Annotated in this window: 11 protein-coding genes; 5 read left to right on the forward strand and 6 right to left on the reverse strand. The window is 65.3% G+C overall.

Annotated elements, in window-relative coordinates:
• Positions 1-275: 275 nt before the first annotated feature.
• Positions 276-1,286, forward strand: a complete 1,011-nt coding sequence (hemB, locus tag PP263_RS12690) for a porphobilinogen synthase (protein ID WP_308363864.1) — start codon at positions 276-278, stop codon at positions 1,284-1,286.
• Here hemB and PP263_RS12695 read toward each other — a convergent pair.
• Positions 1,283-1,879, reverse strand: a complete 597-nt coding sequence (locus PP263_RS12695) for a rhomboid family intramembrane serine protease (protein ID WP_308363865.1) — start codon at positions 1,877-1,879, stop codon at positions 1,283-1,285. The two genes, hemB and PP263_RS12695, sit on opposite strands and share 4 nt — an antisense overlap.
• A gap of 31 nt (positions 1,880-1,910) precedes the next feature.
• Positions 1,911-4,595, reverse strand: coding sequence for a penicillin-binding protein 1B (mrcB, locus tag PP263_RS12700; RefSeq protein ID WP_308363866.1), 2,685 nt, complete (start codon positions 4,593-4,595; stop codon positions 1,911-1,913).
• A 162-nt stretch (positions 4,596-4,757) separates the two neighbouring features.
• Between mrcB and PP263_RS12705 the strand changes: the two genes are divergently transcribed.
• A complete protein-coding gene (locus tag PP263_RS12705) occupies positions 4,758-5,777 on the forward strand; it encodes an adenosine kinase (protein ID WP_308363867.1) in 1,020 nt (339 codons plus the stop codon).
• On the opposite strand, the gene PP263_RS12710 is transcribed toward PP263_RS12705, so the two are convergent.
• The 4 genes from PP263_RS12710 to PP263_RS12725 all read right to left on the reverse strand — a co-directional run bounded on the left by PP263_RS12710 (position 5,778) and on the right by PP263_RS12725 (position 9,504).
• Complete coding sequence (locus tag PP263_RS12710) at positions 5,778-7,547, reverse strand: EAL domain-containing protein (RefSeq protein WP_308363868.1); 1,770 nt, start codon at positions 7,545-7,547, stop codon at positions 5,778-5,780.
• A gap of 146 nt (positions 7,548-7,693) precedes the next feature.
• The gene (locus tag PP263_RS12715) at positions 7,694-8,266 is read right to left on the reverse strand and encodes a YajG family lipoprotein (RefSeq protein ID WP_308363870.1); all 573 of its coding nucleotides are present in this window, start codon (positions 8,264-8,266) and stop codon (positions 7,694-7,696) included.
• A 21-nt stretch (positions 8,267-8,287) separates the two neighbouring features.
• Positions 8,288-8,770: a copper chaperone PCu(A)C gene (locus PP263_RS12720; protein ID WP_308363871.1), complete on the reverse strand. Its 483-nt coding sequence runs from the start codon at positions 8,768-8,770 to the stop codon at positions 8,288-8,290.
• Positions 8,767-9,504 (reverse strand): N-acetylglucosaminyltransferase, encoded by a 738-nt coding sequence (locus PP263_RS12725; protein WP_308363872.1) that lies wholly within the window; start codon positions 9,502-9,504, stop codon positions 8,767-8,769. The genes PP263_RS12720 and PP263_RS12725 overlap by 4 nt, the downstream gene beginning before the upstream one ends.
• A gap of 135 nt (positions 9,505-9,639) precedes the next feature.
• On the opposite strand from PP263_RS12725, the gene PP263_RS12730 reads away from it, so the two are divergent.
• The 3 genes from PP263_RS12730 (at position 9,640) to accB (ending at position 12,739) form a co-directional block, all read left to right on the forward strand.
• Complete coding sequence (locus tag PP263_RS12730) at positions 9,640-11,433, forward strand: protein-disulfide reductase DsbD (RefSeq protein WP_308363873.1); 1,794 nt, start codon at positions 9,640-9,642, stop codon at positions 11,431-11,433.
• 372 nt (positions 11,434-11,805) lie between these two features.
• A complete protein-coding gene (gene aroQ, locus PP263_RS12735; protein ID WP_308363874.1) occupies positions 11,806-12,249 on the forward strand; it encodes a type II 3-dehydroquinate dehydratase in 444 nt (147 codons plus the stop codon).
• Positions 12,250-12,283: 34 nt separating this feature from the next.
• Positions 12,284-12,739, forward strand: coding sequence for an acetyl-CoA carboxylase biotin carboxyl carrier protein (gene accB / locus PP263_RS12740; protein WP_308363875.1), 456 nt, complete (start codon positions 12,284-12,286; stop codon positions 12,737-12,739).
• Positions 12,740-12,747 lie beyond the last annotated feature (8 nt).

The raw sequence follows: 12,747 nt of genomic DNA on the forward strand, positions 1-12,747 counted from the left end.
GTGGTGCAATATCCGGGCTAGACAGCATCTGAGCTGAGCGGCGGCCTGTTTGTTATGATTGCCGCCGATTCAAGTGACCTTGACCCTATGTAATTGCGCAATGCGAAGACCCCGCTACCGGAAGCTTTTGGGGGTGCATGGATGCCGATTACGAGCGTACAGGGACGTATTAAAGGGGGGCGCCCAGCCCGCGTCCCCCAAAAGCTTCCGGTAGCGGGGTCGCCCGAATCTTCAACTAAAGCGCACCCCATTCCCCAGCTGGAGTGATTTTTCCTATGAGTATCAGCCTTCATCGCGGCACCTACCCAAACACCCGCCTGCGCCGCCTGCGCGCGCAGGATTTCTCCCGCCGCCTGGTGCGCGAAAATTGCCTGAGCGTCGACGATCTGATCCTGCCCCTGTTCGTTATAGAGGGGCGAGGTGAAACCCAACGTGTGGCCTCCATGCCCGGAGTGGAGCGCCTCACCGTGGACCTGCTGGCGAAAAAAGCCCGCGAGATGGTGAAGCTGGGCATTCCCGCGGTGGCCCTGTTCCCGGTGGTGGACGCCGCGCACAAATCCGACGACGCCCGCGCCGCCTACGACAGCGATGGCCTGGCCCAGCGCGCGGTGCGTGCACTCAAGGATGCGGCGCCGGAATTGGGCGTGATCACCGACGTGGCCCTGGACCCCTTTACCAGCCACGGCCAGGACGGGCTGATGGATGACAGCGGCTATATCGTCAACGACGACACCGTGGAAGTGCTGGTGCAGCAGGCCCTGTCCCACGCCGCCGCCGGCGCCGACGTGGTAGCGCCCTCGGACATGATGGACGGGCGCATCGGCGCCATCCGCAGCGCGCTGGAGCGGGAAGGTTGTGTAAACACTTTGATCATGTCCTATGCGGCCAAGTACGCCTCCGCCTACTACGGGCCTTTCAGGGACGCGGTGGGCTCCGCGGCAAACCTGAAAGGCGGCAGCAAGTCCAGCTACCAGATGGACCCGGGCAACAGCGACGAGGCGCTGCACGAGTGCGCCCTGGACATTCAGGAGGGCGCGGACATGATCATGGTCAAACCGGGCATGCCCTACCTGGACGTGGTGCGGCGGGTAAAGGACGAACTGCGCGTACCCACCTTCGCCTACCAGGTGAGCGGCGAATACGCCATGCACTGCGCCGCTTTCGAAAACGGCTGGCTGGCGCGGGAGGCGGTGGTTATGGAATCCCTGTTGGCGTTCAAGCGCGCCGGGGCGGACGGGGTCCTGACTTATTTCGCCGAAGAGGCGGCGCGGTTACTGCAGGATTAAAGCTGCAGCCGTTTCCAGACACCCGGATCGATCACTGCCACAAAGACCAGCCCCACCAGCGCCCCCCAGAAATGCGCATCGTGATTGATACGCCGGGTGCGGTCCCGACCGGCGTAATAACTGTAGGCAAGATAGAGCAGGCCAAACAGCCAGGCCTGGATGGGGATCGGCAGAAACAGCAGAAACAGTTCCGCCTGCGGGTAGTAGACGATAAACGCAAACACCACCGCGGAGATGGCACCGGAAGCGCCGATGCTGGCGTACTGGGGATTCTGCCGCTCCTTGAGCAGCGTCGGCAGGTGGCTGCCCACCAGCGCCAAGCCGTAGAGCAGCGCGAATGCGGGCGTGCCTATCTGCCGCTCCAGCGGCGGACCGAACACCCACAGGCACCACATGTTTACCGCCAGGTGCAGCAGGTTGGTGTGCACGAAACCCGCCAGGACCAGCGAACCCAGTTGCTCGCCGCGCCAGACCCGATAGGGTTGAAAGGCGCAGCGGGCCAGCAGGCTCGGCAAAAGGTAGAGTGCGACCAGGCTGAAAGTGGTAGTTGCCACCAGCAGCAGCCCGGTGGCGGATGACAGAAATTCGCTCACCGCTGCCCCCGCTCGGCTGGCCCCGGCGCAATCAGGGCCACTGTTCCTCTTCCTCCGGCGGCCAGGGCTCGTCCTCTTCCACCGGCGGCCAAGGCTCGGCCTCTTCCACCGGCGGCCAAGGCTCGGCCTCTTCCACCGGGGCGCCCGGCTGCTGGCTGCGGCGTAATTCCTCTTCGCGGCGCAGGCGCTCCTCCTCCAGGTAGAGCTCCTCCTGCCGCAGGCGCTCTAGCTGGTCCTCCTCAGTGCCCGGCATATCCAGGGGTTCCTCCTCCTCCGGCCACTGCATTTCGTCGTCGCCGCGCAGCTGTTCCCGCAACTGGCGCTCGCGCTCTTCACGGAGCCGCTGCTCCCGCGGATCTATTCCCCAGCCGGGTGTCATCTCTTCCCGAGGTGCTGCCTCCCCCTCCTCATGGCCGAACAGGTCGCGGAACCAGCGCCAGCGGTCGCGGCCGACACATTCGGGAGCTGGCTCCAACTGGGTCTCATAGGAAAAGGGCAGCTCGATACCTCCCTGGCAGTAGCGCGGGTCCATGTACTGCCCCCGGGCATTCACCGACTTGAACTCCACCCCCCGCGGCGGCTCGATACGGCCGTGGCGGTGGGGCAGCTGGCGCATAATCTCGGTCCAGATGGTGAGCGCCCCGGTGGCACCGGTGAGGCTGGTGCGCTCGTTGTCGTCGCGGCCGAGCCAGACCACCGCGGTGACGCCGGGGGAGAAGCCCGCAAACCAGCTGTCGCGGTAGTCGTTGGTGGTGCCGGTCTTGCCGGCGAAGTGCACACTGCCCGGCAGCCGCCGGTAGGCGCTCTTGCCGGTGCCCTCGCGCATCACCTGCTCCAGACCGTAGCGCAGCAGGTAGGCCGGCACCGGGTCCACGCCGCGGTTGGTGCGGCGGCGGAAATGCTGCACCTGCTCGCCCTCGGCATCGGACACCGCCAACAGGGTGCGGGGCTCCACGTGTTCACCGGCGTTGGCGATGGTCTGGTACATGCCCGCGACTTCGAACGGAGTCAGTTCCACTGCGCCCAAAAACAGCGACGGCACCCGCGGCAGGTTCGCCTGCACCCCCAGGCGGCGGATGGTCTGGCGCACGTTTTCCAGCCCCAGGTCCAGGCCCAGGCGAGCGGTGGCCTGGTTGTAGGAGTTTGCCAGCGCCACGTAGAGAGGCACCTGCCCGTGGCTGCGGTTGCTGAAGTTGGCCGGCATCCACACCTTGCCGTTGTCGCCCTCGACACGTATGGGCGCGTCCTCGATCAGGGTGGCCAGGTTGTAGCGGTGCGGGCGTTCCAGGGCGGTGAGGTACACCGCCGGCTTGATCAGCGAACCCACTTGGCGCCGGGCCTCCAGAGCGCGGTTGAAGCCCGGGTAGCTGGGGCGGCGGTCGCCCACCATGGCCAGCACGTCGCCGCTGTAGCTGTCCAGCAGCACGGTGGCAGCCTGCAGGGAGTCCGCCTGGATACCGCGATCCTTCTCCAGCCTCTCGGCTCCCTCGCTCACTGCATCCTCGGCCAGTTTCTGCACCGAGGGTGCGAGGGTGGTATAGACCCTCAGACCGGCGGTGCGCAGTTCCTCGTAGGAGTAGTAGGGGCGCATCTCTTCCAGCAGGCGTTCGGTAAACGCGGGATAGGGGTTCTGCGCAGAGGCGCCGGCGGTTGCCACTCCCAGGGGTTCGGCGGTATAGGTCTTGTATTCCCCGGCGGAGATCAGCCCCTCCTCCAACATCACGTCCAGCACGGTGTTGCGCCGCTCCAGGGCACGCTCAGGATTGCGCCAGGGATTGTAGTAGGACGCGCCCTTGGCCAGGCCCACCAACAGGGCTATCTCGTGCGGCTCCAGGGTGTCCAGCGGCTTCTGGAAATAGAACTCGGAGGCCAGCCCGAAGCCGTAGATGGCGCGGCTGCCCTGCTGGCCCAGCCACACTTCGTTGACGTACTCCTGCAGTATGTAGGGCTTGTCGTAATGCAGTTCGATCAGTATCGCCATCAGCGCTTCATTGAACTTGCGCCAGAGGCTGGGATCGTGATCGAAGAAGATATTCTTCACCAACTGCTGGGTAATGGTGCTGCCGCCCTGAACTACCCGGCCGGCCTTTATGTTGGCCACCATGGCGCGGGCTATACCCCGCGGCGAGACACCGAAGTGATGTACGAAATCCTTGTCCTCCACCGCGATCAGGGTGGCCCCGAGCAGCGGCGGGATATCCGCGAAGCGCACCGGGGTGCGGTCGTCGCCGCCCCCCAGCAGGGTGCCGATGGGCGCCGCATCCAGGCGGAACTGTTTCAGCCGCTCTCCGTTTTCCCCGCGCAGGTTGCTGAGCTCGTCATTGCGCAGGCGGAAGCTGACCTGGGCCGCCGGCTCTCGCCCGTCCGCATGCACGAAATCCCGCCGCCATACCCGGTAGTCCATGCCCTCGCGGGACCACTGGCCGGGTTCGCTCAACTGGTCCTTTTCCCGGTAGTTGAGCGCCTCGAATTCCGCCGCCAGTTCGTCCGGGCGCATCACCATGCCCTCTTTCAATACCAGCGGGCGCGCGAACACCCGCGCGGGCAGCTGATACTGGCGGCTATCCAGCCGCTCGCGCAGCTGGACGTCGAGGAACACCATATAGCCCGCGAGCACCAGCGCGCCCACCAGCCCCAGCAGGCCCAGACGGACCATCCAGCGGCGAAATCTTCCGGGTTTGGACGCTTTGCTGCGCCGGCGCTTTGTGGATGCCATATATTAAGGAAATACCAGACTTATCAAATGAACTATAGATAGGAGGCTTGCCGATTGGTTCACCGGCGCCTTTTATAAGACTTGAGAGCAAACTGTCAATTGTTGCACTCGACCGGCGGGCCGCCATAATGCGCCTTTTGAAAGAAAACCCCAGGGGAAAACATGCATCAGTACGATCTCTACGGCATCGGCGCCGCCTTGCTCGACACGGAAATCGAAGTCTCGGACCGCGACCTGGAGGCTCTGGGGGTCGAAAAGGGGGTGATGACTCTGGTGGACGACACCCGCCAACGCCAATTGGTGGACGACCTTACCGACCACCTGGTGACCGCCAGCCACGCCTGCGGAGGCTCCGGCGCCAATACCGTGATCGCCGCCAGCTACTTCGGCCTGCGCACTTTCTATTCCTGCAAGGTGGCGTCGGACGACAACGGCGACTTCTACCTGGCCAACCTGGATGCCGCCGGGGTGGGTTATCCGCGGGTGCTGGATAGCGCCGATGGCGGCACCACCGGCAAGTGCCTGGTGTTGATCACGCCGGACGCCGAGCGCAGCATGAACACCTTCCTGGGCATCAGCGAGCGGCTGTCGGTGGCCGAGGTGGACAACGCGGCCCTCGCCGCCTCCCGCTGGGCCTATATCGAGGGCTACCTGGTATCCTCCGACACCGGCCGCGCCGCCGCCATCGCCCTGCGGGAGCAGGCGGAGGCCGCGGGGGTCAAAACCGCCCTCAGCCTCTCGGACCCAGCGATGGTGCACCTGTTCCGCGACGGCCTGGGGACGATGATCGGCGGCGGTGTCGACCTGCTGTTCTGCAACCGCGACGAGGCCCTGGGCTTCACCGGCACCGACTCGGTGGAGAGCGCCGCGCTGGCCCTGCGCGACCACTGCCGCAGTTTCGCCATCACCCTGGGCGCCGAGGGCGCCCTGCTGTGGGACGGCGGGCGGCAGTACCGGGTGTCGTCTCCGAAAGTACATGCGGTGGACACCAATGGCGCCGGGGATATGTTTGCAGGGGCTTTTCTCTATGGTCTCAACCGGGACATGCCCTTCGCCGAGGCGGGCGAACTGGCCTGCCGCGCGGCGGCTCGGGTGGTGAGCCAGTACGGGCCGCGGTTGCGCCCGGAACAGCACGGCGAGCTTTTGAATGCGGAATGCGGAATGCGGAATGCGGAATATTGATCATTCCGCATTGTTACCGTGTATTTCCGGCAGGCAGGAGGCCGCGGCGATGCCGAAGCCCTGGGCGTAGTCCACCCCCATCAGGCGCAGCTTCTCCAGCAGTTCCGGCGTCTCCGCGTATTCGGCGATGGTGCTGATGCCCATGCGCTTGGCCAGGTGGTCGACGGTGCTGACAATGGCGCTGTCGATCTCATCCTCGAGCATATTGCGCACGAAACTGCCGTCTATTTTCAGGAAATCCACAGGCAGTTGGCGCAGGTAGGCCAGGGAGGAGACGCCGCGGCCGAAGTCGTCCAGGGCAAAGCTGCAACCGGCGGCGCGCAGTTTGTGGATAAAGATCAGCGCCCGCTCCAGGTTGTCGATGGCGCTGGTCTCGGTGATCTCGAACTGCACCCGTGAAGGCGCCACACCGGCCTCGGTGAGTTCCTGCAGCACATAGTCCGCAAAGGTCTCGTCCCCCAGGCTGATGCCGGAAATATTGATCGCGTAACTGAAACCTCCCTCCCCCAGGCGCTGCTCAAGGGCCATATAGGCGAAAACCTTGCGGATCACCCAGCGGTCCACCTCCTCGATCAGGCCGTAGCGCTCCGCCGCCGGCAGGAACATTCCGGGGGAGATGATATCGCCGTTGCGACCGCGCATACGCACCAGTATCTCGTAGTGGTGGATACGTTGTCCCTCCTGCAGTGCCACCACCGGCTGGCGGTAGAGCAGCATGCGATCCTCCCTCAGCGCGGCGTTGATCTCCGCCACCCAGGTGGTCTGGCGGCGCTTCTCCAGCACCTTGCGGGAGTCGCTGAACAGCTTGACCCGGTTGCGCCCCTGGTCGCGCGCGGCACAACAGGCATCGTTGGCGGAGGCCAGCAACTGGCTCGCAGGAGGCGCGTGGCAGTCCGCGGTCACCGCGCCGATGGAAAACGCCACACGGCTGTCGTTGCCCTCCCAGCGAAAGGCGAAGCCGCTCACCGCATCGCGCAGGCGCAGCACCACGCGGCGCGCCTCCTCCACGGTGCAGTCGCGCAGCAGGATGGCGAATTCGTCGCTGCCCACACGGGCAAAAAGATCACCACCGGACAGGCAGTGACGCAGCAACTGGGCCAACTGCACCAGCAACTGGTCGCCGGCACTGTAGCCCAGGGTGTCATTGACCACCTTGAACTGATAGACGTCCAGGTACAACAGCACATGGTGCTGGCGCTTGTCGGTACACAGGGACAGCACCCGCTGCAGCTCGCTCTCAAAAAACTGCCGGTTGGGCAGCCGGGTGAGGGGATCGTGGCTGGTCTGCCAGCTGAGGCGGGAGGAGATGCGCCGCGCGGCGGTGGTGTGGCGCAGTATCAGCACGAAATTCTTCAGCACCGCGGCCTCGCGCACCGCGATCACCTGCACGTTCACCTCTACCGGTTCGGCGCCATCGTCGATACGCAGAATACAGGCGCGGAATTCGCGCACACTGGGCAGATCGGCGGGATCGGTATCGGCGGCGGGCAGCAGCGGCGGCAGCGGCGCGCCATTGCTATCGGTGAGCTGCAGGCTGTCGTTGAGCAACTGACCCGGCAGCAATCCCACCAGGTCGCCGGTCATCTCGCTCACCAGCGGGTTGCTGTAGGTCACCCGGCCCCGCGCGTCGGTCACTATCACACCGTCGGCGATCTCACCCAGCGCCACCTCCGCCGCCTGCAGGCTGAGTTGCCCGCCGGGCAGCAGCTCGTCCTCAACCTGGGTCAGCAGGCCGAGGTACTCGACGGATTTCGGATCAAATTCAGTCAAAGGTGCAAGTCCACGCCTTGTTCTTGTATCTTGTGTCGGACGAGGGGGAACGAGTATAGAAACCGGAAGCCCTGTTCGACCGGCGATACCGCAGCTCTGCCAACTCCGTCACACAACATAAAACACAGCCTTCGCTAGGCACGGGCTCAGAGATGCTGGCGCAGGAAGCTCTTCAGCTTCTCGTCGGCGAAAGCCCGCTGCAGGGTAGTGCTGAGCAGGCCGTTGACCCGTGCTTCCACTTCCGCGCGGTCGGGCTTGACCAGGCTGCGGTCCACGCCGCTGGTACTGTAATTGCCATAGTAGGTGGCGCCGCCGATAGTCACCTGCAACTGCACCTCGGCGGAGGTGTTTACCTTGCTGGTGTAGAGCTTGTTCGGACTGTCGTAGCTGAGCCCGGTCAGGTTGGCCACTACATGGACATCCGCCGCCCCGCTTTCCACCGGGCGGAAGGACCAGGCCGCAAAGCCCTCGCTCAGGGCGTCCGCCATGGCGGTTTCCACGTTGTTGGCCAGGGTGACGTTGGAGGTGTCCGCATAGATACCGCCCAGGGAGCCGAGGCCACCGCCGGGCAGCTTGTTGGCGCCGCGCACGTTGATCGTGTGGCCTGCGCCGATGGTATCCGGCGCCACTTCCACCTGGGGCTGCAAGCGGATCTGCAGCGGGCTGTGGGCACAGGCGGCGAGAGCGATGGCTCCCAGGAACAGCAGCATTTTTTTCATGACGTCCTCCAGTGTAAAAAATTATCCGTGATGGTGGCGATGGGGGTCTGCAGTCGCCCGCAGCTTGCGCACCGGCACCGAAATCTCGATCACCTGGCCATCGGCAAAACGGAGCCGCAGCGGCAACTGGTCGCCGGCACGCAGCCGCACCCCGTGCAGCATCAGGTGCACGCCCCCCGGCGCCATGCGTATGCTGCCGCCAGCGGGCACCTCCAGCAGTTCCAGCGGGCGCATTCGGCTGATGCCGTCCTCCTCGACGGTGGTGTGCAGGTGTGCTGAGGCCTGGCCCTGCCCCGGCAGTTCCACCGCGAGCAGGCGTCGCGCCGAGGTGCCATGGTTGTGCAGGGTCAGGTAGGCCGCACTCATTTTCACAGCGGGCGGCGTCTCGCGGGCATAGCCCTCGACCTGCAGCGAGGTTTTCTTTCCCTCCTCCTGCCTCTCCTCCGCGCCGGCGACGACGGCCAGCAACAGGGTAGCCAGCAGGAGCGCGGCGATCCGGTTCACTGTCCCGCCTCCCGCGCTGGCTGTGTCAGCAGCAGTTGGGGCGAAGCGCCCAGTTTGATATCCCCGCGCACCCGGTAGCCGGGCACCGCTTCGCGCAGCTGCTGGTAGACCCAGCGGCCCTCGGCATCGTTGCGGGCGACGATGATCACCCGCAGCTCGTCGCGGCGAATGCGCAGCGCAGTATTGCGCAGCAGTTCAACTATCGCGTCGGAGCGGGCCGCCAGTTGCGCCGCGGGCAGGGGCACCGATTCCCCCTCGGGCAGGCTTACACTGGCGCGACTGCGCTCGCGGGCCAGTTGTGCGCGCACTTCCGCCGTCAAGGGGTTGCCCGGGGCCAGCTCTTCAGCGCGGTTCAGGAAACTGTTCACCTCGCCGAAGGCGCGCCGACGCAGGGCGTCGCGGGCGCTCGCCACCAGTTCCAGCACGATGCTCTGGATGCCGCTGGCGGCGCGGGTGTTGCCCGGGTCCAGTTGCCGCACTCTCAGGTAGTGATCGTAGGCGCTGGCTCCTGCGGGCTCGGTGAGGAACCCCTTCCGCTCCGCCTCCTCGGCGCGCTGCAGGAAGTAATTCACCGCCCGCTGGCGGATCTCCTCCGGCGACGGCCCCCGCGGTTTCACCGGCTGGGGTTGCGGCGCCGGCTGGGGTTGCGGCGGGGCACTGCCGCCGCAGCCGGCCAGCCACAACAGGCACGCCAGCACAAGACCACCACTGCGGAAGATATTCGCCGACGACAAGACCCTGCCCCTCCACTGTTGTTATGTTGCTCGCTATACTGCCGGCACGGCGGCCCTCAGCGGGCCAGAATGAACCCCAGCCGGGTCCGGGCAGTCGAACCTGTACGCACCCGACTATAATGAATTTTTATTCCCATGGCTGTGAAGACCGGCAGTTTCCACAAAAATTTCCTCGGCGCACTGGCTGTACTGATTTTTTTCCTCGGCAGCGGCGCGACCGCGCAGCCGCAGTCCCCCTTCTCCGGCCAGTCGCCGGGGGCCGCGCAGGGCGCTGAATTCCTGCCGGTGGATGAGGCCTACCAACAGGACTTCCTGTTTTCGGAGCAGGGAACCAGCGCCATCTTCCAGATAGCCCCCGGCTACTATCTATACCGCGACAAACTGGCCCTGTACCGGATCGACGGGAACAAAAAGACGCCCTTGCCGCTGACCCTGCCGGAGGGCGAAGTCATCTGGGATGACTACTTCGAGAAGGAAACCCAAGTCTACCGGATACAGTTGGAAGTGCCGCTGGCGATACCGCGGACAGACAGCCAGCTACAGTTGGAAGTGCACTACCAGGGGTGCGCCGACGCCGGCCTCTGCTATCCGCCCCAGGTGCGCCATTTCTCCCTCGACCCCGCCACCGGCACCGCCGAACCGGTATCCGCCCCGGGGACCGGGGGCGGTGCCAGCCCGCCCCCGACAACCGGGAGTAGTTCCAGCCTGGCCCTCCCGCTGGCGCTGCTGCTGGCATTTGCCGGCGGCCTGTTATTGAACCTGATGCCCTGCGTCTTTCCGGTGCTCTCCATCAAACTGCTGGCGATCGCCCAACTGCCCGGCGGGCGGCAGCGGCACGGCTGGTCCTATAGCGCCGGCGTGGTATTGAGCTTTGTGCTGATCGCGGCACTGATGCTGGCCCTGCGCGCCGGTGGCCAGGCGGTGGGCTGGGGCTTCCAGTTGCAGTCCCCGGTACTGATCGCGGCACTGGCTTACCTGTTTTTCGCCATGGGTCTCGGCCTGTCCGGGGTGGCGGAATTCGGCGGGCGGCTGATGGGGCTGGGCGGCAGCCTCGGTACCAGCAGGGGCCTGGGCGGCTCCTTCGCCAGCGGCGTGCTGGCCACAGTGGTGGCCAGCCCCTGCACCGCTCCGCTGATGGGCTCGGCGCTCGGTTTCGCGGTAACCCAGCCCGCCGCAGTGGCGCTGTCGGTCTTCGCCGCCCTGGGGGCGGGGATGGCGGCGCCCTTCCTGCTGCTCACCTATATCCCGGCGCTGGCGGACCGGTTGCCGCGCCCCGGCCCCTGGATGGACAAGCTGAAACAGCTGCTGGCCTTCCCCATGTATCTCACCGCGGTATGGCTGCTGTGGGTACTGGGCCGGCAGACCGGCAGCGACGGCGTGGCTCTGGTGCTGGCGGGGAGCGTGGGCATCGCCTTCGCCCTGTGGCTGTGGCCGCGGCCGGACTGGCACTGGGGCAAGGGCGCGGTTGCGGTAACCGCGCTGGCCGCCGCAGTCCTGCTGCTGCCGCGGCTACCCGCCGGCGGCGGGGTTCCCGAGACCGCCGGCTACTGGCAGGCCTATTCTCCGGAGCGGCTGGAGAGCGCCCGCGCCGAGGGCCGCCCGGTGCTCGCCAATATGACCGCGGCCTGGTGCATCACTTGCCTGGCCAACGACAAGATGGTGTTGGCCAGCGATACCATCTCCGGTGCGGTGCAGGAACTGGGCGTGGTCGCGCTCAAGGGCGACTGGACCAACCAGGACCCGCAGATCAGCGAACTGCTGGCCCGCTACGGGCGCACCAGCGTGCCCCTCTACCTCCTCTACCCCGCCGGCGGTGGCGAGGCCAAGATACTGCCCCAGGTACTCACTCGCGATGGACTACTGTCGGAACTCCGCGCGGCTGCGAGCCAGGGAGCAGGTGAGCGAAAGCAGGAAACCGTATCGAGATAAACGCGATGCGAAGGCCTGCTGCCGGGGAGCTTTTTGCAGGGACTTCACTGCGCCACGGATGGACGCGCACAACGCGCCCCTAAAACGCTCCCGGCGGCCAGGCCGCCCAAACTCTTCCACCAACAGCCTTTGTAGCCAATTTTCCCGGCAATCGGGCCACCTCTCCAATCGTTTTGCGGGGATTTTCAAGGAAACTTCGCCGAACTGCGGCTAACTTCAACAAACTGTGCGCTAGGCATGGACAGGGGGTCACTTTTGCGGCACACTCGCCGCGGCACTCGGGATTTCTCACTGGAAATCCGAGTTTGTCGGCAAGATAGCCAATTTTCGTTTGATTTTTGTCACCTTTCGCGCTTTTTCTGCAGGCAACCTATGGCAAATCTCCTTCTGTTGCACGGCCCCAATCTCAACCTGCTCGGCACCCGCGAGCCGCAGATCTACGGTGCCACCACCCTGGCACAGATCGACAGCGATGCCCTCGCCCAGTGCACCGCCGCCGGCCACCAGTTGGAAACCCTGCAGAGCAACAGTGAAGCGGAACTGATCGGGCGAATCCAGGCAGCCGCCGGGAAGGTGGACTTTATCGTGATCAACCCTGCCGCCTTCACCCACACCAGCGTGGCACTGCGCGACGCACTGGCGGCGGTGGGCATCCCCTTTGTCGAGGTGCACCTGTCCAACCCCCACGCGCGGGAGGAATTCCGCCGCCACTCCTATTTTTCCGACCTGGCCCGGGGGGTGGTGTGCGGCTTCGGCGCACTCAGCTACACCCTGGCAATCCAGGCGGCAATACAACACTTTGAACAACCCCAATAACTAACGGTATTCAACCAGAACTGCGAGAGAAACTATGGATATCCGCAAGATAAAAAAACTGATTGAGCTGCTCGAGGAATCGGATATCGGCGAGCTGGAGATCAAGGAAGGCGAGGAATCCGTGCGCATCAGCCGCGGCTCCGCCCACCTGGCTGCCCAGGCAGCCGTTGCGCCGGTAGCGCCGCCCCCCGCGGCTGCGCCGGCTCCCGCACCGGCACCCGCGGCGGCGGAACCGGAAAGCGTGCCCGCGCTGAGCGGCCACCAGGTCAAATCCCCCATGGTGGGTACCTTCTACGCCGCCTCCAGCCCCGGCGCCGAGCCCTTCGTCAAGGAGGGCCAGCAGGTCAAGGTCGGCGACGTGATCTGCATCGTCGAGGCGATGAAAATGATGAACCAGATAGAGGCAGACAAAGCCGGTACCATCGAGGCCGTTCTGGTGGAGGACGGCCAGCCGGTGGAGTTCGACCAGCCGCTCGTGACCATCGTCTGAGCGGGGTG

The sequence above is a fragment of the Microbulbifer sp. TB1203 genome (assembly GCF_030997045.1).
GTDB lineage: Bacteria > Pseudomonadota > Gammaproteobacteria > Pseudomonadales > Cellvibrionaceae > Microbulbifer.